Genomic DNA, 22,596 nt, shown 5'->3' on the forward strand with positions numbered 1-22,596 from the left:
CCTTTCGGAACGGCGACCGTCCCGTGGCCGGGACGGTCGCCCGGTTACGCTAGAAATACGTCGCCACCATCGCCATGATGCCCTGCGCATCGATCCGGTTGTTCCCGTTCGTCGAGGTCGGGATGTTGGTCGTGCGGGTGTTGACGTTGGTGTCGAGCTGGCTGTTCCACTGATAGTCGAGCTTGAACACCGTGTCCTCGATCGGCCGGAAGTTGAGGCCGATCGTCAGGCGCTGGAGGTCGCGCGGGTTGCCTGGGGACGAGCAGACGGAGCTCACCACCGGGCAGTATTGCTTGGTGATGTTCGTCGTATCCGTGTCCACCTGCTCCCAGCGGACGACCGCCGTGAACGTGGAGGCGTCCGTGAAGTGGTTCGGCGCCAGCCGCTTGAGGAACTCCGGCATGAAGTGGTAGTTGCCCTGGATGTAGTAGCCGAACATGCCGGAGGGGCCGCACTGGGCCCCGACCGCGCCCAGCCCGCAGTTGTCGGTGATGCGCGCCCAGGCCGCCTCGCCGATGAGCTCCCAGGGCCCCCGCTGCAGGGTCCAGTCCACCGCGTACATGCTCACGTTGCCGTTGATGTTGTTGACGCCGTTGGTGCTCCGGTTGTTGTAGAGGCCGTGGTAGGCGCTGCCGGCGACCTCGATGCCCAGCATCGGGCTGTAGGCGAGGCGTCCGACGATGGACTTGGCGTCGTTGGGGTCCCGCGCCATGCTGCCGCGCGCGTTCCGCATCCCGTTCAGCGCGGTGATGACCTGCCCGGGCCCCTGCTGGACGCCGTTGCTCGTGTTCTGCAGGCCGTTGATGACGTACAATTCGTAGTCCACCTTGGACATGCGACCCGGATAGAGCGTGCCGTAGAAGCCGGCGCCCGCCTCGCTCCAGGTCGTGGGGATGATCAGGCGGTCCACCATCGGGCGGTCCACCAGGTCGTTCAGCGGCGAGTCGTGCAGGAGGTTGAACTTGCCGACCGGCACCAGGATGATGCCGGCCCGGAAGTTGATGCCCTCGTTGAACAGGTAGTCGATCTGGGCGAACTCGAGCTTGATCTCGCCGTCCGCCTGGTTGTTGTTCGTCCCGCCGCGCTCGAACTCGATTTCCGTCGCGAACTTGATGCGGTCGGTGATGTCCGAGTAGATGAACGGAATCATCCGGACCTGGTTGAAGGTGTTGCGGCTCCGGTTATCCAGGTTGGACCGCGTCAAGGCGTTGTACTGGATGTCCGAGTAGCCGCCGACCGTGGCCTTGGGTGCGCTCAAGAAGGGCTTGGCGTAGAGCAGGCGGCCCGACCCGGTCGAGGAGAAGGACAGGGGGACCTTCTCTTCGCCCGGGCGCTCGCGCGCGATCTCCGGAATCGGACCGGTCCCGGCGGGCTTCTGCCCCTCGGGCAGGGGCGGCGGCGGCTCCTTCATCCGCTCCTTCTCCCGCTCCTTTTCCTCGAACGACCTGAGTTCCTGCAGTTGCTGTTCCAACTTTTGAATGCGCTCCTCGAGGGCCTTGTCCTCGGCCCGGGCTGGTTGCCCCGTGGCGACCGAACAGACGACCAGAGCCCCGAGGATTAACCACGTCCTCATTGCTTCGCTCCTTGGTGATGACTGGGGTGGTTAGGTGAGAATCGGGACTCTGAAGGTCCTCTGCTGCTGCCTGTGACGCCGTGATCGGTTCGACCGGTCGGGGCACCTCCTTTCCGCAGGGGTGAGTGGCGGCTCGCGGGGCCGCCGACGACCGCGCGAGCGAAATTTGAAATTGAGAACGATTATTAATATCTTACATGGCCGTGCCCTGTCAAGGGGCATTTTCAAGCCGTCCGGTCCCCGGGCGGGGTGCAACGCCGCCGGCGCTTCCGTATAATGGCGGCATGTCGCCGTCGTCCCCGCCGTTCATCCGCGGCGGCCTGGCCTTGGGGCTGGGCGCCCTGCTCTCACTCGCGGCCGCGGGCTGCACAGCCTCCCTCGGGCCGGCCCCTGCGTCGCTGGCGGCCGACCGTCCGATCGTATTCGGCCGCGTCCTCGTCCTGCTCCTGGGGCCGACCACCCGTTGGTATGAGCCTCAAGTCGAGTTCATCGAGGTGGAGCATCGCCAGACGTCGGCGCGGTTCAGGCTGTGGCTCCAGTCCGATGACCGCACGTTCCGCCTCAACCTCCCCGCCGGGTCCTACCAGGTGACCAGGGTCCAGATCCACGAGGGCCCCCATGTCTCCATGGCGGACTTCACCGCGACGTTCGAGGTCGGCCCCGACAGCCTGACCTATCTGGGCACCTGGCGCTTCGGGCTGGAGTCGCCCCGGTATGGTCGGATGGTCGTGCTCTCGCTGCGGCAGGAGGAGGGCGAGCAGGCGGAGGCCGAGCGCGAGCTGGTGGAGCGGCATCCCTTCCTGGCCGGCCGGCCGGTCGTCGCCCTGCTGCCCGAGCCGGCCTCGGCGCAGACGCGCCTCTACGAGGTCCGGCCCTATCCCAACCTGCCCCGCTACTTCATGCGGCACTGGTGGTGAGGCGCGCACGGGTGAGCCGGCCGCTCCGATCGATCCTCTGGGTACTGGCCGCCGTCCTGGCCTGCGCGGCCGCTTCTGCTTGCCGATCCGCGCCCGACGCCCCCGCGGCCGCCACCGTCAAGCGCAGTCAGATGTTGATGGGGACGCTGGTCTTCGTGACCGCCGTGGCCCCGGATGAGGCCGTCGCGCACCGGGCGGCGGCCGCCGCGCTCGAGGAGATTCGTCGGCTGGAGCAGCTTCTCAGCACCTGGATCCCCGCCAGCGAGCTGTCGCGCGTCAACGCGGCGGCCGGGCGCGAGCCCGTCCGGGTGAGCCCGGACACGATGTTCCTGCTCAGGAAGTCTCTGGAAGTCGCCGAGCTGACGGGGGGCGGGTTCAACATCGCCGTGGGCCCGGCCGTGGACCTCTGGGGGGTGTCCGCCGAGCCGCGCGTGCCGGCCGACGCGGAGCTGGCCGCGCTCGCGCCGCTGACCGACCTCGGCGCCGTCGTCCTGGATGCGGCGGCCGGGACGGTCTACCTCGCGACGCCGGGCATGCGCCTCGACGTGGGCGGGATCGGCAAGGGCTTCGCCGCGGACCGGGCCGCCGCCGCGATGCGGGCCGCCGGCGCCACCGCCGGCGTGGTCGCCCTGTCGGGGGACATCAAGACCTTCGGCCGGCTCCCGGACGGGGAGCGGTTCGTCTTCGGCATCCAGCACCCGCGGAAGGAGGGGGCGATCCTCGCCAGGCTGGAGCTGCAGGACGAGGCCATCTCCACGGCGGGCGACTACCAGCGGTACTTCGAGCAGGACGGCGTCCTCTACCACCACATTCTGGACCCGCGGACGCTCAAGCCCTCCCGGCTCTGCCAAAGCGTGACCGTGGTCGCGAAGGAGGGCGTGGACGCCGACGGGCTGGACACGGGGCTCTTCGTCATGGGGCCGGAGCGGGCGATGGCGCTCGTGGAGCGGCTGCCGGACGTGGAGGCCGTCATCGTGGACGCGGCCGGGCGGATGACCGTGTCCTCGGGGCTGACGGACCGTCTCCGGATCGAGCCGCAGGAGTGAGCCGCGGCCGCGGCGCCCGTCAGGGGGACGGGGGCTGGTCGGGCGGCGCCGACGGTCGGAAGGAAGTCTCCTCGAACAGGACCGTGTGGGTGGCGACGATCTCGAGCATCACCCGGGTTCCCACCGGGTAGACGCTCGTGGAGGCCTCGCTGCTGTGCACGACCTGCCCCGAGGGCAGACGGATCGTGTAGAGGTTCTCGGAGCCGCGGAACTGCCGCGCCGTGATCCGCGCCGCGGATCGCTCGCCCGGCTGGATGTGCAGGTCGTCCGGCCGCACCATGACGAGAACCTTGCGGCCCGGCGGGAGGCCCGGCTGGTTGGGGAATTCCCCGATCTCCGTCAGCACGCGGCCGTCTTCGACGACGCCCGGGATGAAGTCGGCCTGGCCCACGAAGTCCGCCACGAAGGGCGTCGCCGGCAGGTGGTAGATCGCCTCCGGCGTGTCGAACTGCTCCAGCCGTCCGTCGTTCAGCACCGCGATCCGATCCGCCATGGCGAAGGCCTCCTCGTGGTCGTGGGTCACGAGGACCGCCGTCGTGCCGGTCCGGTGCAGGAGGTCGTGCAGGTCCTGCTGCATGCGGCCCGTCATGTCGGGGTCGAGGTTGCTGAAGGGCTCGTCCAGCAGGAGCACGACGGGCTTCTGCGCGAGCGCCCGCGCGAGGGCCACCCGCTGCTGCTGCCCGCCCGACAGCTCGTGGGGGTAGCGCCGTTCCAGTCCGGTCAGCCCGGTGAGGCCGAGCATCGCCTCGACCTCCGCCGCCCGCTGCCTCGCGGGCAGGTGCGCGAGCCCGAAGGCCACGTTGTCCTGCACGCGCAGGTGGGGAAAGAGCGCGTACTCCTGGAAGACCATGCCGACGCGACGCGCCTCGGTCGGGACCGACCGGTCGGGGGCGGACATGAGGGTTCCGCCGATCCACACTTCACCCGCCGCGACCGGCTCGAAGCCCGCGATGGCCCGGAGCGTCGTCGTCTTGCCGCAGCCGGAGGGGCCGAGGAGGCAGAGGATCTCGCCCTGTCGGATGGCGAAGGAGATGTCCGCGACGGCGGGGCGGCCCGGCCCATAGGCGCAGGTGACCCGGCGCAGCTCCACGACGATCGGCGGCGTTTCTCCTGGCGCGTCACCTTTCACGGTTCCCGCCTCACGGGGGCTAGGCCGCCCGCCAGTCCTTCTTCACCAACAGCAGGAGAGCCGGCATCGTCAGCAGCACGATCAGCAGCGCGGCCGGGGCCGCGAGCTGGTAGTACTCCTCGCTCGCCTCCAGCCAGACGCGGACCGCCAGCGTGTCGAACCCGACGGGCCGCAGGAGGAGCGTCGCCGGCAGCTCCTTCATGCTCTGGAGAAACATCAGGATCCAGGCGACCACGAAGCCGTTGCGCACGAGCGGCAGCGTCACGCGCCGGATCGTCGCGAGCTGGCCGAGCCCCAGCGTCCGGGCCGCCTCTTCCAGGTTGGGCGTCACCTGCTGGATGGAGGGCTCCATCGTCTGCAGGCCGGCGGGCAGGAAGTGGATGGTGTACGCCACGACCAGCACCGCCGCGGTGCCGTACCAGAAGGGGGCGAGGCTGGAGACGAGCACGAGGACGGCCAGCGCCGCGACGGGGCCGGGCAGGACGTAACCGGCGTAGGCCGCCTGCAGGCAGAGCAGGTGCAGGCGGGTCGGGTGGCGCGTCGCCAGGTAGGCGAGCGGCGTGCCGATCAGCACCGCCGCCGTGGCCGCCAGCCCGGACAGCAGCAGGCTGTTCCAGACGAACTCCAGGAACCGGGCGTCGAGCGCGCCTTGGCGGACGGCCTCCAGGCTCCAGTCCGTGAGCAGGAGCGCCGGCACGCCGAACGAGGCTCCGAAGACCGCCAGGAGGATCAGCGTGATCACCCCCGTCCCCACGGCTCCGCAGCGCCGGCGCGTCGGCGCGCGGAAGCGGCCCGTGGTCTGGTAGAACCGACTCCGGCGGCGCGACCAGCGCTCGGCGCCGAGGAACAGCAGCGCCAGGAGCACGAGCAGGAGCGCCAGCACGCCGGCCGCCTTCGGATCGTACCGCCCGGTCATCTGCTGGTACACCGCGTAGGTGAAGGTCTGGTAGCGCAGGAGCGAGACGGCGCCGAAGTCCGACACGACGTAGAGGATGACCAGGGAGAGGCCCGCCGCGATCGAGGGGCGCAACAGCGGCAGGGTGACCCGGAGCCAGGTCCGCAGCCGCGAGGCGCCGCAGGCCCGGGCGACCTCCTCGAAGCTCACGTTGAAGCTCAGCAGCGCCGCCCGCGTCAGCAGGTAGACGAACGGAAAGGTGTCGAGCGTCATCACGAGCGCGACGCCGGCGAAGCTCTGCGGCGGAAAAAGCCGGGCGTCGGGTCCCGCCCAGAGCTGCCAGAGGCGCTCCACCGGCCCGCCGACGCCCAGGAGGTGGCTGTAGACGTAGGCCAGGACATAGGTGGGCATGGCCAGCGGCAGCACGAGGGCCCATTCCCACGTGCGGCGGCCCGGGAAGTCGAAGCGGGCCACGATCCAGGCCAGGGCGACGCCCAGGATCAGCGTGCCGGCCGAGACCGCCAGTGCGAGCCGGACGGTGTTGGCGAGCAGCTCCGGGATGCGGGTGGACCAGAGGCGGACCCAGAGGGCGCCGTCGGCCGAGAGCGCCAGGGACGCGACGTAGAGCAGCGGCAGCGTGAGCAGGGCCGCGACGCCGAAGGCGAAGAGCGAGAGGGGGGGCGGGGAGCAGTGGCGGGCGGCGCTGGTCATGGCCGGTCGGTTACCGGAGCCCCGCTTCCTCGATGAGGGTCATCGTCGGCTCCCGCAGCTCGGCCAGCCGCGCCAGGGGCACCAGGGCCACGCGGAAGCTCTTCCGCTCGGGGAGCGCCGGGTCGGCCTTCACCTCGGGATGCAGGGGATACTCCTTGTTGAGGTCGGCGAAGAGTTTCTGGCCGGACCGGGAGACGAGGAACTCGACGAGCAGCTTGGCCGCATCCAGGTGCTTCGTCGTCTTGACGACGCCGACGCCGGCCACGTTCATGATGACGCCCATGGCTCCGTCCTGCTGGTCGGTCAGCAGGGGTGCGATGGGCGCGCCGGGCTGCGCGGCCAGGTACCGGTAGATGTAGTAGTGGTTGACGAGGCCCAGCGCCACCTCGCCCTTGGCGACCGCCTCGACGATCTGGCTGCTCTTGCCGTACACGCGGGTTCCCGCGTTCGCTTTGAGCCCGTCCAGGAACTTCCGCGTCCGCTCGTCGCCGTGCAGGGCCTTGATCACCGAGACGCCGGCCTGGAGATATTCGCTGCCCGCGTTGGGGATGGCGATCCGGTCCTTCCACCGCGGCTCGGCCAAGTCCAGGAGCGACGTGATCTCCTGGGGCTTGATCAGCTTGGTGTTGTAGACGATCACCCAGACGCGGCCGGAGAGGCCGATCCAACTGTTGTCGGCGGCCCGGAAGGCGGCCGGCACGGCCCGCTCGACCTCGCGGAGGTTCAACGGTCGCAGCAACCCCAGCTCCCGAGCGCGCTCCAGGCTCCCGGCGTCGTTCGTGATGAAGAGGTCGGCCGGCGTCCGCTCGCCCTCGGCCTGCAGCCGGTTGACCAGCTCGGTCGTGCCGGAGGAGAGGAGGTCCACCTGGAGGCCGGTCTTGGCCGTGAAGGCGTCGAGGACGGGCTTGATGAGGCGCTCGGCGCGCCCGGAGTAGACGACCAGGCGGTCGGCGGCGTACCCCTCGGCGGCGAGCAGGGCGGCGCACCCGACGGCCAGGCCCAGGAGGCACAGGAGACGGAGGGCGACGCGGACGCGCTGAAAATGATTTTGATTCATCATTTCAGCACGCTAACAAAAAACACCGCCGGGGTCAATGGCGGCAAGCGGCGCAGAGGCCGTAGAGCTCCAGCTTGTGGGTCTGGATGGTGAAACCGTTGCGCTTGGCGACCTCCTCCTGCAACCGCTCGATATCGCAGTTCGCGAACTCCACGATCTTCCCGCAACCCGTGCAGATGAGGTGGTCGTGGTGGCCCTTGTGCGAGACGTTGTCGTACTGGGTCTGGGTGCCGAAGTGGCGGGCCTGGGCGATCCCCGCCTCGCAGAAGAGGTTCAGGGTCCGGTAGATCGTCGCCAGGCCGATGTGGGAGTGTCGCTTCGACAGCATCACGTGGAGCTGCTCGGCGGTCACGTGCTCCATCTTCAGGAAGGCGGTCAGGATCAGTTCGCGTTGGCGGGTCAGCTTGAGCTGGTGCTTGGCCAGGTGTTGCTTGAGGATCTCGATGTCCGGGGGCGTTCTGGCCATGGGCGCGATGGTCTCGGGCGATCGGTGGGCGTATTAAAGACCAAACGCTCTGACCGGGTCAAGCGGAACGGCGCGCCGTGCGTCCGCGCCGCCGGGCGCGCGGCCGCCGATTGACGCGCCCGGCGCGGCCGTCCTATAGTCGGCCGTCCCGTCGGGACCCGGGCGGGGAAGGAGCGAGCGGATGCGGACGCCGAGCCAGATCACCGTGGATCGCGGGCTGCTGCTGTACCTGCTGCACCTGGCGGAGCCCCACGGGTTCCTCGGGGACGTGAAGCTTCAGCAACTGGCCTTCCTCTGCGCGCTGCAAATGGTCGCCAAGGGGCTGAAGGGCTTCCACTTCGAGTTCTTCCGCTATGCCTACGGGGCCTTCAGCAAGGACCTGGACAACGACCTCATGTCCTTGCGGCGGCGGGAGCGGGTGGAGAACTTCAGCCCCTCATCCGAGGCGGAGGCGGCCTTGAAGTTGGTCGAGGAGGCGGGGGAGAAGTCCGAGGCCAACGCCGCCGTGCTGGACATCCTGCGGGCGGTGGTCGCGGCCTACGGCCCCCAGGACAACGGGGCGATCATGCAGTCGGTCGAGAAGATCGAGCTCAGCACGCCGGACCAGCCGGACCTGAAGCTGCCGATCCGCGACATTTCCTTCCATTCGAGCCTGCTCGTGCCCTCCCGGATCGAGGTCGAGCGAGAATTCACCCTGCCGGCCTCCTTCCTCGCAAGGCTGAACAGCGCGCTGGGCTATTGATCGGCGACGCGGCCGGCGGGCCGCCCATCCACCGGCGCCGGCACCCCGTACAGCTCGCCGTACTTGTTCTCCAGGTAGCTCAGGAAGGGTTCGGGGGAGAGGGCCCGGCCCGTCACCCGCCGTGCCAGCTGGTCCGCCGTGAAGGTCCGGCCCCAGCGGTGAATCTTCTGGTTCAGCCAGGTCTTGAGCGCGGTCAGCCGGCCCGCCGCGATCTCGCCCTCCAGGTCGGGAATGTCCCGCGTCGCCTGCTCGTAGAACTGGACGGCGTAGAGGTTGCCCAGCGTGTAGGTCGGGAAGTAGCCGATCGCGCCCAGCGACCAGTGGACGTCCTGGAGCACCCCCTCCGAGTCCCGGTCCGGCGTCAGGCCAAGGTACTCCCGCACGGCCTCGTTCCACGCCGCCGGCAGGTCCTCGACCGCGAGCCGGCCCTCGATCAGGTCACGCTCGATCTCGAAGCGGAGCATGATGTGCAGGTTGTAGGTGAGCTCGTCCGCCTCGACTCGGATCAGGGAGGGCTTCACCCGGTTGATCGCCGCGTAGAACCGTTCCAGGTCCACGTCGGCGAGCGGTTCGGGAAAGGTCTGGCGGAGCATCGGATAGAAGGCCCGCCAGAAGGGGCGGGACCGCCCGACGCAGTTCTCCCAGAGGCGGGACTGACTTTCGTGGATGCCGAGCGAGAGCGCATCGCCCAGCGGCGTGCCGTACCGCGCGGGGTCGAGGCCCTGGTCGTAGAGCCCGTGCCCGCCCTCGTGGAGGCACCCGAACAGGCAGGCCGGCAGCTCCTTCTCGTACACGCGGGTCGTGATCCGGACGTCGGTCGGATGGAAGGAGGTCGTGAAGGGATGGGCCGAGAGGTCGAGCCGGCCCCGGTCGAAGTCGTAACCCATGGCCGTCAGAACGAGCTTCCCGAACTCCACCTGGCGCGCCGGGTCGTAGGTCCGATAGAGGAAGGTATCGTCGGGGGCCGGGGCGGCGGTCACGCGGCGCAGGAGCGGCACGAGGCGGGCTCGGAGCGACTCGAAGAGGGACCGCAGGGTCGCCGCCGTGGTCCCCGGCTCGTAGGTGTCGAGCAGCGCGTCGTAGGGCGAGTCCTGGTAGCCGAGGTGCTCGGCCTCCTCCCGCTTGAGCGCCACGACCGTCCGGAGGTTGGGCAGGAAAAGGGCGAAGTCGCTCTTCTTCCTGGCCTCGGTCCAGACCTGCTGGGCGAGGGAGCATTCCCGTCCCAGCCGTTCGACGAAGGCGGAGGGCAGCCTCTTCGCGCGGTTGAAGTCGCGCCAGACCTCGCGCAGGAGGGCGCGGGCCGGCTCGCTCCAGGCCCCCTCCTCCGGCTCCAGCGGTCGGCCGGTCGCCGGGTCGAGCCACCGGCCGAGCAGGGACTCGATGTCGGGCGAGACGAGCCGGTCGTGGGCCAGGCGTTGGAGCGTCGCCAGGTGCTCCGCGCGCGCGACGCCTCCGCCGGGCGGCATGTAGGTCTCCTGGTCCCAGGACAGCAGCGAGGCCGCGCTGTTCAGGTGATAGATGTCCCGGAGCTTCTCGATCAGGGGTTCGAGCGTCGCCAACGTCTTCATCTCGCCTCGTGCCTGACGCCGCAGGGCCTTTTGCGGTATGATGCGCCGCCAGTGTACGCAGCGGACCGGCGGTTTGGCAATCGGGGAGAGGAGCGGCATGGAACACCTGGTGTCGCCAGAGATCGAGGCCTACGCGGAGGCCCACTCCATGCCCGAGTCGGACGCCTGTCGGGCGGTACGGGAGGAGACCGAGCGGACGATGGACTGTCCCCAGATGGTCGTGGGACCGCTGGAGGGCGCCTTCCTCAAGATGGTGACCGGTCTCGCGCGGGCGAAACGGGTCCTGGAGATCGGCACCTTCACCGGCTACAGCGCCCTCTGCTTCGCCGAGGCCCTGCCGCCGGACGGACGGGTCGTCACCTGCGAGATCGACCCGGAGGCCGCCGCGGTCGCGCGGCGGGCCTTCGCCCGCAGCCCGCACGGCGGCAAGATCGATCTGCGCCTCGGCCCGGCGCTGGAGACCCTGCGGGACCTCGCGGGGCCCTTCGACGTGATCTTCATCGACGCGGACAAGACGAGCTACGTCCACTACTACCAGCGGGCGCTGGACCTCCTCTCGCCGGACGGCGTGATCCTGATCGACAACGTCCTCTGGTCCGGCGACGTCCTGCTCCACCCGCCTCCGGACGAGCGGGCCGCGGCGATCCAGACGCTCAACCGGACCGTGGCCGCCGACCCGCGCGTGACCGGCGTGCTGGTGACCATCCGCGACGGGGTGCTGATGGTGCGGCCGAGGGCCGGTGCGGCGGGCCTCACGCCGGCTCCGGCTGGCGATTGCCGTCCCGTGCACAATCTGATAATCTGATTTTGCCGATCCGGGGGGCCGCTCATGTCCAAAACCATCTCCGCCACGGACGCCGTCAGGCAGTTTTCCGCGCTGCTCAGCCAGGTTGGCTTCCGAAGGCAGCGGTACACGATCACGCGCGGCGGCAAGGCCGTGGCCGATCTCGGTCCGGCAGCCGGGCCCGTGGCCGCTGCGGCGACCCCGACCCTGGGCGACCTGACGACGTTGCTCACGCAACTGCCCCGCCTCGGCGAGGAGGCCGCCGCGTTTCGGCGGGATGTGGAACGTGGGATTCGGAGAGCCCCGACCCCTCCGAAGCGCTCGACGTGGGGGTGATTCTCGATACGAGCGTGCTGATCGACTGGGAACGTCGGCAGGCCGATCTGGCCGCCTTCGTCGAGGGGCGGCGGGGCGAGCCCTTCGGGTTGAGCGTGATCACGGCCGCCGAGTTGCTCAACGGCGTCCACCGAGCGAACACCCCGGCGCGCCGGCTGAAGCGGTCGGCCTATGTCGAGCAGGTCTTGTCCCTCTTCCCGCTCTACGACCTCGATCTCCCGGTCGCCCGGGCCTACGCCGAGCTCTGGGCGGTCGTGCAAGCCAAGGGCAAGCCCACCTCGGCCCACGACCTCGTCATCGCCGCCACGGCCCTGAGTCGAGGATTCTCCGTCGCCACCTTCGACCTGCGTGACTATCGGAAGATCGAAGGGCTCACGCTTGAGGTGATCCGGCGTCCACATGGGTAAACCCTCCGATCTCGCCGCCTACGGCGCCCTCGTCACCTCGGCCGTCGTCTGGGGCGGCTCGATCGTCGGCCAGAAGTTCGCGCTCGGCTCCTTCTCCGCCGTGGAGGTGTCCGTGCTCCGCGGCCTCGGGGCGCTGCTGATCCTCGTCCCCCTCTGGTGGTGGCGGGAGGGCGGTCGGGTCGTCTTTTCCTCCAAGGACGCGGGCGGCCTGACGGCGCTGGGCCTGGCCGTCCTCGGCAACCACCTGCTGACCCTGTTCGGGCTGCGCTACATCGGCGCCGCGGCGGCCGGGGTCATCATCGGGGCGAGCCCCGTGATCACGGCGGCGCTGTCCTCCCTGGTGCTTCGGGACGTTCCCTTTCGCATCGTGGCCGGCGGCTGTCTGCTCTCCTTCGCGGGGGTGGGCCTGGTGTCCTGGGGCGAACAGGCCGGGGGAGACAATCCCTGGCTGGGGGGGCTGCTGGTCGTGCTGGGGCTCGTGAGCTGGGCGCTCTACACGGTCGGCGGCCGGCGGACCATGGAGCGGTTCTCGCCCTTGACCGTCAACTGGACCACGCTCCTGATCTCCCTCTTCTTCCAGCTTCCGCTCCTCTGGACGGATCAGAAGCTGCTGATCGCCGGGGTCGGCTCGGTGCCGGCCTCCGGCTGGCTGGCGCTGGGCTACCTGATCGTCTTCGCCACGGCCCTGGGCCAACAGGCCTGGCTCTACGGTGTCCAGGGCATCGGGCCGTCGCGGGCCGGCGTCTTCGTGAACCTCATCCCCGTCTCCGCGCTGGGCCTGTCGGCCCTGGTCCTGGGCGAGCCCGTCGGCCTGAAGGAGCTCGCCGGCATCGTCCTGATCCTGGCGGGGGTCTGGCTGGTGAACCGGCAGTCCGCCCGGTACGCGGCGGCGCACGGCTCCTGAGCGCGCGGCCCCCCGCAGTTCGTAATTGACGCCCCTTCGGCCTGCTGGTAGCATGAGCTTCCTTACGTACTAGGCCGGGACGAGCGGAGAGTCCCGCGGCGGGACGGCGGGCCGTGATCCGGCCGCGCGCCCCCGTGGGAACCAGGAGCCGACGTGCGCATCCTGATCATCGACGACTCGGCCGATGCTCGGGCCCTCCTCGAAGCCTCCCGGCGGGCCGCGGGCTACGACGACCCGCTGACGGCGGATTCGGCGGTCGGCGCCTTCCGCCACCCGGAGAGGAGCGATCCCGCCGCGCCCCCCGCCCTCGACCCGATCCCGATGGACGTGGACAGGCCCCCCAGCGGCGGCATCGCCGCCTGCGGCCGGATCAAGGACCCCGCCCACCCGGCGGATAGGCGACGCTGATCGAGCAGGGCCGCGACCGGTGGCGCGGCAACTGAGCCATGAGCATCCTCGTCGTCGACGATTCGGCCGAGAGCCGGAACCTGCTGCAGCGGATTCTCAAGGAGGCCGGCTACGCCGATCTGCTGCTCGCCGAATCCCCGGCCGCGGCCTTCCAGTGCCTGGGGCTGGACGGGACCGGCCCGGCCGACACGGCCGTGGACCTCATCCTCCTGGACCTCGTCCTGCCGGACGTGGACGGGATCGAGGTCTGCCGCCGGGTCAAGGCGAGCGGGGCCTTGCAGGACGTGCCGATCATCATCGTGACGAGCCGGCGCGACGCGGGAAGCCTGGAGGCGGCCTTCGCCGCCGGTGCGACCGATTTCATCGAGAAACCGCTGAACCGGGTCGAGTTGCTCGCCCGGGTACGGTCGGCCTTGCGGCTCAAGCAGGAGATGGATCGGCGGAAGGCCCGCGAGGCGACGCTGTTGCAGGTCACGCGGGAGCTGGAGGAGGCGAACCGGCGGCTGCAGCGGCTGTCGTCGCTGGACGGCCTGACGGGCATCGCGAACCGGCGGCGGTTCGATGAGTTTCTCGGTCAGGAGTGGCGGCGGGCGATGCGCGACCGGCAGCCGCTGTCGCTGATCATGATCGACCTGGACCACTTCAAGGCTTACAACGACACGTACGGCCACCAGGCGGGGGACGATTGCCTGACGCGCGTGGCCGCCGCCATCCAGGGGGCGTTCAACCGACCCGGCGACCTGGTCGCGCGCTACGGAGGCGAGGAGTTCGCCGTGGTGCTCCCGGGCACCCACGCCGAGGGGGCCCTCCTGCTGGCGGAGGGGCTGCGCGCGCGAGTGGAGGGGCTTGGCATCGCGCACGCGTCCTCCCCCGTTCGCGACCGCGTGACCATCAGCGCCGGCGTGGCCACGGTGGTGCCGGAGCGCGAGGCCTCGCCCGTCGAACTCATCACGGCGGCGGACCGCGCCCTCTACCGGGCCAAACATGACGGGCGGAACCGCGTCCGGCTGAGCCAATGAACAGACCGCCGACTTGGTCGCCCACCGGCACGCTGCGCGCCGCCTTCGGCGGTGGCGGTGCTGCTCCTCCTGGCCCCGTCGGGGCCGCCGCCGTCCGTCAGGCGTGACAGGTTTCCTCGATCAGGCGGGCCATGATGCCGCACTTGCTGTCCGCCTGGAACTTCAGCTTCATCTTCAGGATGTGGTCTCGGATCGTGTGGGGAGAGATCCCCAGCGCGTTCGCCATCTCCTTGTAGCTGGCGCCCCGCCTGACCCATTCCAATACTTCCATCTCCCGCTGGGTGAGATTGTAGGCCTGCTTGAGGTAGGCTGCGTCGCAGAGGGGCTGTCGGTCGGTCCCCGGGCCATCGGCCACGATGAGCACCGCGGGCTCGCCGGCGCCGCCGGCGGGGTCGAGCAGCAGGCCCCGCAGCCGGACGCCGGCGGGGCCGACCTTGACGACGACCGCCTCGCCCGCGGGATGGGCCTGCGGCCGTCCCGGTCCGGACCGTGACAGAGCGAGGGCCCGCAGGCGGGAGCAGAGCTGCTGCAGGTGCGGCCTCAGGTCGCGGTCGCCGGAGGACTCGGGTCGGCCGGCGGAAGAGCCGGGCTCGGCCCGTTCGGCGTCGGCGTACAGGAGCTGCCCCTTGAGGGTGAACAGAAAGATGCGGCGCTCCTCGGCTCGAGCGCGGCCGATGCCCACCAGGGGGCGGGGCTCGGGGTGGTCGGGCGCGGGAAGGGAGGGCGGGGGCGTGGATCTCTTGTGCTCCGGCTGTCGGCCCTGCGCCTGGCCCGACGACGGGGGGCGCGACTTGCTGGCGACGGCGGTCGACGAGGCGGCGCGGCTGTGCGATTCTCTCATGGGATTGTCTCCTGGCTGGGAGGAGTCTGGAAGCCTGCCGGCGCCGAGCCGGTGGTCGTGACGGGTCGGCACCTCCATCGTGACGGTCCTTCGGCCGCGGTCCCCTCGCATTCTCACGTAGGCCGGCGGCCTTCCCCTAAAGCGCCCCCAGGAAGGCAAGGAAGCTGCCAGCGCCCCCACGGTTAACCAGTTGAAAACGCGGGGGCTTTATCAGCCGGTCCGGATGGCCTGAATCAAGCGCGACAATTTTGTTCCACCGATAACAATTTTGTCGGAATCGGCCGACAGGTGGGGAGTGACGGACCCCTCGATTGCGGGGGAGTGGTTACCCTTGTGCGTGGCAAGGACCGGACGGGCGATGTCGGGTTCGGGCCGCCGGCGACTCAGTGCAACGCGGAGCGCAGTTGGGGTATGATACCGCCCTTCGCCGGCCGGGGGGAGGCATGGTACGGGAGCGGATCGAGGAAGTCACGCGGATCAATCAGGCGTTCTACGACGCGTTCGAAAGCCTGGACATCGCGAGGATGGACCGGCTCTGGGCGCATCAGGACTACGTGACCTGCATCCACCCGGGCTGGAGCCTCCGGGTGGGCTGGCCCGCCGTCCGCGACTCCTGGGTGCTCATTTTCAACAACACCTTTTCGATGAGCTTCGAGTTGACGGAGCTCCAGGTGCAGGTCGCCGGCGACCTGGCCTGGGTGATCTGCACGGAAAATATCACCAGTCGCCAGGATGACGAGGCCCGGGTGAGCCGCGTGCTCGCCACGAACCTCTATGAGCGGATGGGCGGGGAGTGGAAGATGATCCATCACCACGGGTCGCCCGTGATGGGGTAGGGCGGCGGCCCGGACGCTCGACGGTCAGCGGTTCTGGGCGGGCTGGGGGGAGGGCGGCTCCTCGACCGTGACGGACTTCCGCCATTCGGCCACGATCGCGTCCCGTTCCTCCATCGTCATGGCCGCGTACTTGGCGAACAGACCGGCGCCGCGCTTCCGCCGCCAGGCCAGGTAGGCCAGGAAGTGCGTCTTGCAGAGCGACGCCGTGCCGGCCGGGGCGTACGCCCGCGCCGAACATCCCTCGATCAGACAGACCTGGTCGGACATGCATCTCCTCCGGAGGCGCGCCGCGCGCAGACAGGAACAGGATGCGAACTGACGGGCAGTATGCCGGACGGACGGGCGTGAATGCAACGGGGCGCGCGCGGCCGGCGGTCGCCGTGTGGCTGGGGGTCGCGATGCTGGCGGCTGGCTGCGGCCAGGATCAGAGGCCGGGGCTGCCCCCCGCCAGCCCCTTCAGCGCGGAGGCGGCCCTGAGTCACGGCGTGGCGATCGGCGACCCGACGGCGACCTCGGCGGTGCTGTGGGTCCGCACGGTCGGCGCCGCCGACGTCCGCGCCGAGTGGACGCCGTCGGCCGGCGGTCCGGCTGAGCCGGCCGCCTGGCAGGGGCCGGCGACCGCGACGACGGGCGCGGCCGGCGACTTCACCGCCTCCCTGCGCCTGGAGGGGCTTGTGCCTGGCACGACGTACCGCTACCGGGTCTTCGTGGGGGAGGTCGGGGGCATGACGTCGCCTCCCGGCGGCCCGCCGGCGGCCGAGGGCACCGTCACCACTGCGCCGGCCGCCGACGTGTCCCAACCCGTCACCCTGGTCTGGTCGGGAGACCTGGGCGGCCAGCATCGCTGCCGGGAGGAGGCGGGCGGCTACGCGATCTTCGATCGGATGCTCGCGAAGCGGCCGGCGTTCGGCATCCTTCTGGGCGACCTCGTCTACAGCGACGATCGTTGCCCCTCGCCGCCCGCGGCGCCCGGCGGCGATTTCATCGCCATGACGCTCGACGGATTCCGGGCCAAGCACCGGTACAATCGGGGAGACCCGGCGCTGCAGCGGTTCCTGGCGGCGGTTCCGGTCTACGCCATCTGGGACGACCACGAGGTCCGCAACAACTTCTCCGGGCCCTTCGATCCGCTGATGCCGCTCGGACGGCGGGCCTTCTTCGAGTACTGGCCGATCGCGGCGCCGAAGGAGGAGCCCAACCGCCTCTACCGCCGCGTGCGGTACGGGGCCGACCTGGAGGTCTTCGTGCTCGACACGCGACAGTACCGAAGCCGCAACGGCGAGCCAGACGGCCCGAACAAGACCATGCTCGGGCCGGCCCAGCGGGCCTGGCTGCTCGACGGGCTCGCCCGCTCCGGGGCCACCTGGAAGGTCATCGTCACGAGCGTGCCGCTGGCGATCCCCAAGCCCGGCTCCAAGACCTCGCCCGGCTGCGACAGTTGGGCAAGGGCTGCCGACGGCACGGGGTTCCAAACCGAGCTGAACGCGATCACGGACCTGATCCAGGAGGCGCGGATCCGCAACGTCGTCTGGCTGGCGACCGACGTCCATTACGTCCAGATCAACGAGTATGACCCGGACCGGGACGGGGCGGTGGACTTCCGCGAGTTTGTGGCGGGGCCCCTGTCCGCCGCGCCGGGGAAACTGCGCGCGCCCGACGGCGCCTTGAACCCCACGACGCTCTACACGGAGAGCGGCTATTTCAACTTCGGCGTCCTGACGGCGTCGAGGACGGACTTGCGCCTGGAGATCGTGGACGAGGCGGGCGTCACGCGGTACGAGCGGACGTTCCCCGTCCGTGACTAGCGGCCGCCGGCCCCTTGCAATCGCGGGGCGCGACCGGGTAGGGTAACGCCCGCCCGGGCCTGCGACGGCCCGGGGCCGGACGTTGGACAAGGAGAAGGACACATGGCGGGACTCATGACGGCGAGCGACGTGTTCGAGCGGGCCCGGGCGGCGGCCGTGGCCGCGACGGGTCCGGACGAGCGGGCCCTGCAGATCGACTATGACGCGCTCAAGGCCCAGATCGAGCGGGCCCTGGGCGACCGGAAGGTCGCCCTGCTGCACGTAAACAAGTTTCTGCCCGAGGGCTATGAGGACCAGGGCCGCTTCAACCTGGTCCTGCTGACCGCGGGCAAGGTGGTCTACGACATCGTGATCGGCGATCAGTATTTCCGCTATGACCTCGTGTCCGCCGCCGACCTGGACAAGGTGCAGGTGATCGACGCGGTGTGGGACAATCGCGAGAAGCGGCAGGAGGAGCCATTCCTGAGCCTCCGCCTCGCGCACCGCGACGAGATGCACCTGCTCCTGGCGCTCGACGACGAGGAGCGCAAGAGCCTGCACGCCTTCGCCCGGGCCGTGGCCGACGCGCGCAATCCGGAAAAGTGAGGCACCATCCGCCGCGTCTCGTCACGTTGAGGCGTGGCCGCCGCTCTTGAAGCCGTCAGAGGTGGGGGCGTCTGCGGCGGTGAACGGAGTTGCTCAGCCGCCCAGCTTCTGCGGCATCGGCCGAATCGCAGTGTCAGGCGCCGATGATTTCATTCAGGCCGTCGACAATCCGAGCCAGTTCCTCAAGGCTCGCCTTTCCGAGTCGCTGACCGACCCGCTCCACCGCCACCGTGCGAGTCTGGCTGATCTTCGCCCACGATTGCTTCGGCAGACCCTTCGACTGAAGCTCGAGAGTAAGTGGAAAGCCCGCTCGTTGAGGTTGGCTCGTGAGCGCTGCCGCGATCACCGTGCCGGAGCGTTCATTGAATAGGTCGTGACTGAGGATCAGCACGGGGCGTCGTCTCGCTTGCTCCTTGTCGCGGACCGGGTTGAGATCCGCCCAACGGATCTCTCCTCTCAGTATTCGGGCCATTCCGAAACATCCTCGGACAAGCCTTCCTCGGCAAGCGCCCTTTCGAACGTGGGATTGAGTTTCGCGCCCTCCCTGGCCAAACGGTGTTGCTCCAGACGCGAGAGTCTTTCCTCCACGGCTTCCTGAATCGCCTGGCTCCGGCTGGGAAAGGCGGCTTTCTGCACGAGCTTATCGAGGCGTTCCAAGGTGGACTCATCGAGGGATATCGCGACCTTTGACCTGGGCGTGTGACACCTCCAAGTATGACCATGCGTCATACCCGTGTTACGGTCAAGCCCTCTCAGTGAACAGCGGGGTCGGGCCTGGCATTACGACACTGACTGTATGATTACAAGACCTCGTTTGGTTGAACGCTGGCGGCGGGACTGACGAAGCTGCTTTTCCGTGCCGCCAAGTCATGAAAGCCGGCGGGCACTCTCCGACGAGATGAGCGTCTCAAGGCCAAGCCGAACCAGCGATGTTTTCTCCTTGACGCCGGTCATCTTGAGCATAACGCTCGGTATGAGCTGCGGCGCGCAGCGGACCGTCCGCTGCAACCGGTGGTTAGCGGGCCAGTCCGACACGCCGTCATTCGTATGGCCCCAGAAAGCGTTCGCCGTTGAAGTGGATGATGTGAGAGGGTGCCTCGGCGATCCACACCTCGGTTTCCCAGGCGATCTCGTTCAGATACTTCGTCATGGCTCGGCGTGTCAGGAAGGCGGTCACGAAGACGAGGCCGGATCGAGCGCAGCCGAACAGGGCCTTGAGTTCGTTGTGCCTCTTGATGCCGATGGGACCATGGCTGGTCACCGCCTCGATCAACACAAGCCAATCCTTGTCAGGCAAGTGCACGACCACATCGGGCATCTTCCCATGTTCGTCGATCTGTACTTCAAGTCGCTCCAGGTAGCCGGCTTCGACATGTCGCTGCTTCTGCCCGGTGTCACCCAGGTACACGACGACTCCGCCGGGAGTAAAGCGGGGGCAAAAGTCCTCGATGATCTTCTTGACCAGTTCATTCTGTCCGCCAGCCGTCAGCGGGACCTGCCTTCCGCTCGGCAGCTTCACCGCAACAAGGGCCATCTCGCGTTCACGATGCTGTAGTGTTCCGAGGGCGCTGGCTGTGGCCAGGAATGCCGTCAAGGAACCTTTCCAAGCCGGTGAGCCAAAGGTGCGGGCCAGCTTCAAGAGCGGAGGAGCAACCTGGTAACGATTGGCCGGACTATTGACTGGACGTTGTGGATTGTCAGGATTCGCCAACACGAGCCCCATCTGGACAAACTGATGCACCGTGAAGCGCCTGACCGTTTCCCGCGTGTTCGGTGCATACCTCTTGCCGAACTGATCCCGGAAGACGTCCATCATTTCCGTGATTCCGAGCATCGGATTCGTCGCGGCCGACCACTCCTTGCGTGGGGTCATGCCCAGAAGTGCGAGGAGAACAAGGGCGGAGCGCTCGTTCTGCTGTTCCTTCGGTACGTTCAAGGAGGCGAGTACCGCGAGGGCCTCGTCGATGCGCCTCGCCGCGGCGCTACGCTTCCGCGCAGGTCTCTCAGCCATCGAAGAGAACCTCCTCGACCAAGCGATCAAGCTCCTCCTGCCCCGGGAAGGACACGTCAATCCGTCGCCCGAGAGCGATGAGGGCTGAGCGCGTTGGGTAGGGGAGAGACCGAAGATCAGAAGCGTTGACCTGCGTGTGACCGCTAAACTGCCTGAAGTAGATGTCCACAAGCGATGAGTTCAGGTACGCGGCAAGCCCCTTGGCAAGCGTTGCTGGCAGGCCAGAGCCGCGCTCATGGAAGTAGTTCAAGTGGTTCTCGAAAGCCACGTCCTGCGCGGTGACACGCACCGGATCGTAGACGGCCGCAACGACCCGGCGGCGCTCCTCCTTCGACGAGAACCGCTTGGTCAATACGTAGTGGCCCTCGGGTACGACGAGGTCTCCGGCCCTCGGTCCCAAAGCGAGCGCGTTCGGCTTGCGTGTACTGCCATTGGGCCACTTCACGAAGCCGTCCTTGAAGTGACAGGGGTAGATCAAAGGCACCGTGTTCTTCCCCGGCTGGGCACGAAGCAGGTCTTTGGCCCGGAAGTCGACGACGCGTCCGGTTGACACCGTCAGCCCGAGAGAAGTGAGCGTCCCTCCCAGGCTGCTGATCTGATCGCGCCTAGACTTGCCATCCTTCTCGGGGACAACGTGGATGACCGCGTGCCTATCGCTGGGATGAATGAGTTCTCCGTGCTTGATCGTTTGGCTACGGAGGTCAGCGCCAGGCGCCGCATTCGCCGAAACGATAACCGCAGGGTCAGCTTCGGATGTCTTAACCGCATGGAAGATGACGTTCTCTTGCAGGACCTTGTCATCCCCGAAGGCTTTGTCTCGCGCGTCAAATACGTGCACTCGGCGGAAACGCATATCTCGCAAAAAGTACCGGCGAAACGGCTCGAAGTAGGGCCCGTTGCAGAAGCTCCTTGGGGTAATCGCAACCATCTCCCCGCCTGGAGCCAGCAGGCGCGCGGCGACCGCCACAAAGCCCGTGTACAGGTTGGTCGTCTCCAATCCGATGGAACGAAGCAGCGAGCGTTCCTGGGACTCCGTGCGGATCTTTCGATAGGGCGGGTTGAGGATGACGCAGTCGAATCGTTCTCGCTCGCCCCTTCCGAAAAGATCACCAGCAAGACCATTGGCGCCGGCCTCGAGGAAGTCTCGGTCTACAAGCCTTGCCTGAAACGAGATTCCAGCGTCCGCGCATCCGCGTCGACACCGGTCCAGTGTCTCGCGTAGGTAGCTAACGAGATCAGGATCGATCTCGTACGCCGTAACGGCGATCGTAGTTGGGGGCGTCGGGCGCTGGCAGAGTGTCGTCACCAAGGCGGCGCACAGCGAGCCGACGCCAGCGCCGGGGTCAAGGATGCGAACCGCCGACTTCCGGCAATGGAACATCTCGGCCATGAAAGTAGCGATGGGGCTGGGAGTCATGAATTGCCCCATCTGAGCTCGCCGTTGGGGATCTAGCCGGGCAGAGGCTTCCTTGCGGGCCTCATCGAGCGCTCGCAGGAATCTCTCTGACCCCTCGGTCGTAGCCACGGAGCTCCGCTCGCCTTGTGCGCTGGTGGCTTTCACTGCGAATATCCCATTTTCGTCCCGCTAACGCCCAGCATCAGCGGCGGCGTGCAGCGCCGTCCGGTGCATGCTGTTGTTAGGCGCCTTACGGTACGAGCCAGTCACGGTCCGGTCTCGCGAGCTGTCGCGCATTGTTGTAGGCCATGTCCAGAGTCAGACACGTCGCGGCGCGATAGAAGGTGCCGTGATTGTCAACGACGAGGGCGAGGTCCGCGGCGTCGGGTTTGGTGAGGCAGAGCGGCAGTAGGAGTTGGATGCGCCCCCGGTAGTACTGCGGAATCGCCGTCTTGTAGTTTCGCCGCACTCGTTGCTTCGCGTTGTCGATGGCGCCCTTCAGGAAGGTCTGCAGTTGGTACTCGGCCATCGTCGAGTAGGGCTCCGGAAAACGCTCCTTGTTCTCAGAGATCACGTGTTCCACGTTCACGCGGAGTTCCTTACGCGTGTCGAGGACGAGTTGAGACGGGTCGTCGAAGTAGTGAGCCATGTCCGGCAACGCGGAGAACCGAGTCAGGTCGTACTCGCCCTGGCGCCGCCACGCGTGGAAGTGCCAGTGTTGCGGGCGATCCGACAATCGGTTCTGTGTGCAATAGCAGAAGATCGGCTCTTGAGCCGGCGTCACCAAACCAGTGTTGAATGCGACAGCGGTGCCGTCCTCGGCAACGACGATCTTGTCTTCCTCGGCGAGCCGGCGGTACGTGTAGCGGAGGTAGTTGAAAAGAATCGGCTTGTGGTGCTCCGTCTCCGTGTGGCGGTAGTCCCACTCCTCAGGCTCGGCCATGCCCGCCAGTTCGTCGAGCTTCTCGTTCGTGTGAGGCATGAACACGAGGTCGTAGAGATCATCAGGCCACGGCATTCTCGCTTCTCCTTCGTGCGCCTAACTATTAAGTCTGCTGCAGGCTACCTTGCAGCATAGCGCGGGAGCCTACGCAGCCTACTGGAAAGCAACTCTAGAATAAAATCAGACCCTTATCAAGAGGTCGCCCCGCCTGGCTGTC

The 22,596-nt window shown here is 68.1% G+C and carries 25 protein-coding genes and 1 pseudogene; 12 read left to right on the forward strand and 14 right to left on the reverse strand.

Annotated features, from left to right (window positions below):
- Positions 1 to 49: 49 nt before the first annotated feature.
- The gene (locus AC1U7O_RS15830) at positions 50 to 1,573 is read right to left on the reverse strand and encodes a porin (RefSeq protein ID WP_479895837.1); all 1,524 of its coding nucleotides are present in this window, start codon (positions 1,571 to 1,573) and stop codon (positions 50 to 52) included.
- A 284-nt stretch (positions 1,574 to 1,857) separates the two neighbouring features.
- Here AC1U7O_RS15830 and AC1U7O_RS15835 point away from each other — a divergent pair, with 284 nt between their 5' ends.
- Both AC1U7O_RS15835 and AC1U7O_RS15840 read left to right on the forward strand, forming a co-directional pair.
- On the forward strand, positions 1,858 to 2,490 hold the full coding sequence (locus AC1U7O_RS15835; protein ID WP_479895839.1) for a hypothetical protein: 633 nt from the start codon (positions 1,858 to 1,860) through the stop codon (positions 2,488 to 2,490).
- Positions 2,484 to 3,536: an FAD:protein FMN transferase gene (locus AC1U7O_RS15840; RefSeq protein ID WP_479895841.1), complete on the forward strand. Its 1,053-nt coding sequence runs from the start codon at positions 2,484 to 2,486 to the stop codon at positions 3,534 to 3,536. Before AC1U7O_RS15835 ends, AC1U7O_RS15840 begins: the two co-directional genes overlap by 7 nt.
- Positions 3,537 to 3,555: 19 nt before the next feature.
- On the opposite strand, the gene AC1U7O_RS15845 is transcribed toward AC1U7O_RS15840, so the two are convergent.
- From AC1U7O_RS15845 to AC1U7O_RS15860, 4 genes are read right to left on the reverse strand one after another with little or no spacing between them, the layout of a single operon-like run.
- On the reverse strand, positions 3,556 to 4,665 hold the full coding sequence (locus AC1U7O_RS15845) for an ABC transporter ATP-binding protein (RefSeq protein WP_479895842.1): 1,110 nt from the start codon (positions 4,663 to 4,665) through the stop codon (positions 3,556 to 3,558).
- 19 nt (positions 4,666 to 4,684) lie between these two features.
- Entirely contained in the window at positions 4,685 to 6,271 is a 1,587-nt protein-coding gene (locus AC1U7O_RS15850) for an ABC transporter permease (protein WP_479895843.1), read from the reverse strand.
- Positions 6,272 to 6,281: 10 nt separating this feature from the next.
- Positions 6,282 to 7,331: an extracellular solute-binding protein gene (locus AC1U7O_RS15855; RefSeq protein ID WP_479895844.1), complete on the reverse strand. Its 1,050-nt coding sequence runs from the start codon at positions 7,329 to 7,331 to the stop codon at positions 6,282 to 6,284.
- A 31-nt stretch (positions 7,332 to 7,362) separates the two neighbouring features.
- Complete coding sequence (locus AC1U7O_RS15860) at positions 7,363 to 7,794, reverse strand: Fur family transcriptional regulator (RefSeq protein ID WP_479895845.1); 432 nt, start codon at positions 7,792 to 7,794, stop codon at positions 7,363 to 7,365.
- Between the two features lie 181 nt (positions 7,795 to 7,975).
- On the opposite strand from AC1U7O_RS15860, the gene AC1U7O_RS15865 reads away from it, so the two are divergent.
- On the forward strand, positions 7,976 to 8,536 hold the full coding sequence (locus AC1U7O_RS15865) for a hypothetical protein (protein WP_479895846.1): 561 nt from the start codon (positions 7,976 to 7,978) through the stop codon (positions 8,534 to 8,536).
- Here AC1U7O_RS15865 and AC1U7O_RS15870 read toward each other — a convergent pair.
- A complete protein-coding gene (locus tag AC1U7O_RS15870) occupies positions 8,530 to 10,104 on the reverse strand; it encodes a carboxypeptidase M32 (protein WP_479895847.1) in 1,575 nt (524 codons plus the stop codon). The two genes, AC1U7O_RS15865 and AC1U7O_RS15870, sit on opposite strands and share 7 nt — an antisense overlap.
- A gap of 97 nt (positions 10,105 to 10,201) precedes the next feature.
- Between AC1U7O_RS15870 and AC1U7O_RS15875 the strand changes: the two genes are divergently transcribed.
- From AC1U7O_RS15875 to AC1U7O_RS15900, 6 genes are all read left to right on the forward strand, one after another.
- On the forward strand, positions 10,202 to 10,909 hold the full coding sequence (locus tag AC1U7O_RS15875; RefSeq protein WP_479895848.1) for an O-methyltransferase: 708 nt from the start codon (positions 10,202 to 10,204) through the stop codon (positions 10,907 to 10,909).
- A 24-nt stretch (positions 10,910 to 10,933) separates the two neighbouring features.
- Positions 10,934 to 11,224 carry a hypothetical protein gene (locus AC1U7O_RS15880; protein WP_479895849.1) on the forward strand — a complete coding sequence of 97 codons (291 nt, stop codon included), beginning with the start codon at positions 10,934 to 10,936 and terminating at the stop codon, positions 11,222 to 11,224.
- Positions 11,215 to 11,631: a PIN domain-containing protein gene (locus tag AC1U7O_RS15885; protein ID WP_479895850.1), complete on the forward strand. Its 417-nt coding sequence runs from the start codon at positions 11,215 to 11,217 to the stop codon at positions 11,629 to 11,631. Before AC1U7O_RS15880 ends, AC1U7O_RS15885 begins: the two co-directional genes overlap by 10 nt.
- Positions 11,624 to 12,535: a DMT family transporter gene (locus AC1U7O_RS15890; RefSeq protein ID WP_479895851.1), complete on the forward strand. Its 912-nt coding sequence runs from the start codon at positions 11,624 to 11,626 to the stop codon at positions 12,533 to 12,535. The genes AC1U7O_RS15885 and AC1U7O_RS15890 overlap by 8 nt, the downstream gene beginning before the upstream one ends.
- Positions 12,536 to 12,688: 153 nt before the next feature.
- A complete protein-coding gene (locus AC1U7O_RS15895; protein ID WP_479895853.1) occupies positions 12,689 to 12,943 on the forward strand; it encodes a PleD family two-component system response regulator in 255 nt (84 codons plus the stop codon).
- 38 nt (positions 12,944 to 12,981) lie between these two features.
- Positions 12,982 to 13,962: a GGDEF domain-containing response regulator gene (locus AC1U7O_RS15900; RefSeq protein WP_479895854.1), complete on the forward strand. Its 981-nt coding sequence runs from the start codon at positions 12,982 to 12,984 to the stop codon at positions 13,960 to 13,962.
- Between the two features lie 97 nt (positions 13,963 to 14,059).
- Here the strand turns inward: AC1U7O_RS15900 and AC1U7O_RS15905 are convergent, their stop codons facing one another.
- Positions 14,060 to 14,803 carry a helix-turn-helix transcriptional regulator gene (locus tag AC1U7O_RS15905; protein WP_479895855.1) on the reverse strand — a complete coding sequence of 248 codons (744 nt, stop codon included), beginning with the start codon at positions 14,801 to 14,803 and terminating at the stop codon, positions 14,060 to 14,062.
- Positions 14,804 to 15,246: 443 nt separating this feature from the next.
- Here AC1U7O_RS15905 and AC1U7O_RS15910 point away from each other — a divergent pair, with 443 nt between their 5' ends.
- Positions 15,247 to 15,639, forward strand: coding sequence for a nuclear transport factor 2 family protein (locus AC1U7O_RS15910; RefSeq protein ID WP_479895856.1), 393 nt, complete (start codon positions 15,247 to 15,249; stop codon positions 15,637 to 15,639).
- A gap of 24 nt (positions 15,640 to 15,663) precedes the next feature.
- Here the strand turns inward: AC1U7O_RS15910 and AC1U7O_RS15915 are convergent, their stop codons facing one another.
- Positions 15,664 to 15,906, reverse strand: a complete 243-nt coding sequence (locus AC1U7O_RS15915) for a hypothetical protein (protein ID WP_479895857.1) — start codon at positions 15,904 to 15,906, stop codon at positions 15,664 to 15,666.
- Positions 15,907 to 15,947: 41 nt separating this feature from the next.
- On the opposite strand from AC1U7O_RS15915, the gene AC1U7O_RS15920 reads away from it, so the two are divergent.
- Positions 15,948 to 17,444 (forward strand): alkaline phosphatase D family protein, encoded by a 1,497-nt coding sequence (locus AC1U7O_RS15920; RefSeq protein ID WP_479895859.1) that lies wholly within the window; start codon positions 15,948 to 15,950, stop codon positions 17,442 to 17,444.
- A 102-nt stretch (positions 17,445 to 17,546) separates the two neighbouring features.
- The gene (locus tag AC1U7O_RS15925; RefSeq protein ID WP_479895860.1) at positions 17,547 to 18,029 is read left to right on the forward strand and encodes a hypothetical protein; all 483 of its coding nucleotides are present in this window, start codon (positions 17,547 to 17,549) and stop codon (positions 18,027 to 18,029) included.
- A gap of 133 nt (positions 18,030 to 18,162) precedes the next feature.
- Here the strand turns inward: AC1U7O_RS15925 and AC1U7O_RS15930 are convergent, their stop codons facing one another.
- The 6 genes and pseudogenes from AC1U7O_RS15930 to AC1U7O_RS15955 form a co-directional block, all read right to left on the reverse strand.
- Positions 18,163 to 18,501, reverse strand: coding sequence for a type II toxin-antitoxin system PemK/MazF family toxin (locus tag AC1U7O_RS15930; RefSeq protein ID WP_479895861.1), 339 nt, complete (start codon positions 18,499 to 18,501; stop codon positions 18,163 to 18,165).
- Positions 18,486 to 18,758 carry a ribbon-helix-helix domain-containing protein gene (locus tag AC1U7O_RS15935; protein WP_479895862.1) on the reverse strand — a complete coding sequence of 91 codons (273 nt, stop codon included), beginning with the start codon at positions 18,756 to 18,758 and terminating at the stop codon, positions 18,486 to 18,488. The genes AC1U7O_RS15930 and AC1U7O_RS15935 overlap by 16 nt, the downstream gene beginning before the upstream one ends.
- Positions 18,759 to 18,899: 141 nt before the next feature.
- Positions 18,900 to 18,992: pseudogene (locus tag AC1U7O_RS15940) on the reverse strand (type II toxin-antitoxin system VapB family antitoxin); the annotation flags it as partial.
- A 76-nt stretch (positions 18,993 to 19,068) separates the two neighbouring features.
- Positions 19,069 to 20,040 (reverse strand): BsuBI/PstI family type II restriction endonuclease, encoded by a 972-nt coding sequence (locus tag AC1U7O_RS15945; protein ID WP_479895863.1) that lies wholly within the window; start codon positions 20,038 to 20,040, stop codon positions 19,069 to 19,071.
- Complete coding sequence (locus tag AC1U7O_RS15950) at positions 20,033 to 21,565, reverse strand: Eco57I restriction-modification methylase domain-containing protein (protein ID WP_479895865.1); 1,533 nt, start codon at positions 21,563 to 21,565, stop codon at positions 20,033 to 20,035. Before AC1U7O_RS15950 ends, AC1U7O_RS15945 begins: the two co-directional genes overlap by 8 nt.
- Positions 21,566 to 21,686: 121 nt before the next feature.
- A complete protein-coding gene (locus AC1U7O_RS15955; protein WP_479895866.1) occupies positions 21,687 to 22,454 on the reverse strand; it encodes a DUF3825 domain-containing protein in 768 nt (255 codons plus the stop codon).
- Between the last annotated feature and the right edge of the window lie 142 nt (positions 22,455 to 22,596).

The sequence above is a fragment of the Candidatus Nitrospira neuquenensis genome, from assembly GCF_979578155.1.

Coding starts and splice junctions, on each gene's coding strand:
- AC1U7O_RS15945 (WP_479895863.1), bottom strand. CDS start 20,040: ATGGCTGAGAGACCTGCGCGGAAGCGTAGCGCCGCGGCGAGGCGCATC.
- AC1U7O_RS15880 (WP_479895849.1), top strand. CDS start 10,934: ATGTCCAAAACCATCTCCGCCACGGACGCCGTCAGGCAGTTTTCCGCG.
- AC1U7O_RS15870 (WP_479895847.1), bottom strand. CDS start 10,104: ATGAAGACGTTGGCGACGCTCGAACCCCTGATCGAGAAGCTCCGGGAC.
- AC1U7O_RS15910 (WP_479895856.1), top strand. CDS start 15,247: ATGGTACGGGAGCGGATCGAGGAAGTCACGCGGATCAATCAGGCGTTC.
- AC1U7O_RS15915 (WP_479895857.1), bottom strand. CDS start 15,906: ATGTCCGACCAGGTCTGTCTGATCGAGGGATGTTCGGCGCGGGCGTAC.
- AC1U7O_RS15875 (WP_479895848.1), top strand. CDS start 10,202: ATGGAACACCTGGTGTCGCCAGAGATCGAGGCCTACGCGGAGGCCCAC.
- AC1U7O_RS15890 (WP_479895851.1), top strand. CDS start 11,624: ATGGGTAAACCCTCCGATCTCGCCGCCTACGGCGCCCTCGTCACCTCG.
- AC1U7O_RS15935 (WP_479895862.1), bottom strand. CDS start 18,758: ATGACGCATGGTCATACTTGGAGGTGTCACACGCCCAGGTCAAAGGTC.
- AC1U7O_RS15865 (WP_479895846.1), top strand. CDS start 7,976: ATGCGGACGCCGAGCCAGATCACCGTGGATCGCGGGCTGCTGCTGTAC.
- AC1U7O_RS15930 (WP_479895861.1), bottom strand. CDS start 18,501: ATGGCCCGAATACTGAGAGGAGAGATCCGTTGGGCGGATCTCAACCCG.
- AC1U7O_RS15955 (WP_479895866.1), bottom strand. CDS start 22,454: ATGCCGTGGCCTGATGATCTCTACGACCTCGTGTTCATGCCTCACACG.
- AC1U7O_RS15860 (WP_479895845.1), bottom strand. CDS start 7,794: ATGGCCAGAACGCCCCCGGACATCGAGATCCTCAAGCAACACCTGGCC.
- AC1U7O_RS15850 (WP_479895843.1), bottom strand. CDS start 6,271: ATGACCAGCGCCGCCCGCCACTGCTCCCCGCCCCCCCTCTCGCTCTTC.
- AC1U7O_RS15835 (WP_479895839.1), top strand. CDS start 1,858: ATGTCGCCGTCGTCCCCGCCGTTCATCCGCGGCGGCCTGGCCTTGGGG.
- AC1U7O_RS15830 (WP_479895837.1), bottom strand. CDS start 1,573: ATGAGGACGTGGTTAATCCTCGGGGCTCTGGTCGTCTGTTCGGTCGCC.
- AC1U7O_RS15900 (WP_479895854.1), top strand. CDS start 12,982: ATGAGCATCCTCGTCGTCGACGATTCGGCCGAGAGCCGGAACCTGCTG.
- AC1U7O_RS15855 (WP_479895844.1), bottom strand. CDS start 7,331: ATGATGAATCAAAATCATTTTCAGCGCGTCCGCGTCGCCCTCCGTCTC.
- AC1U7O_RS15925 (WP_479895860.1), top strand. CDS start 17,547: ATGGCGGGACTCATGACGGCGAGCGACGTGTTCGAGCGGGCCCGGGCG.
- AC1U7O_RS15920 (WP_479895859.1), top strand. CDS start 15,948: ATGCGAACTGACGGGCAGTATGCCGGACGGACGGGCGTGAATGCAACG.
- AC1U7O_RS15905 (WP_479895855.1), bottom strand. CDS start 14,803: ATGAGAGAATCGCACAGCCGCGCCGCCTCGTCGACCGCCGTCGCCAGC.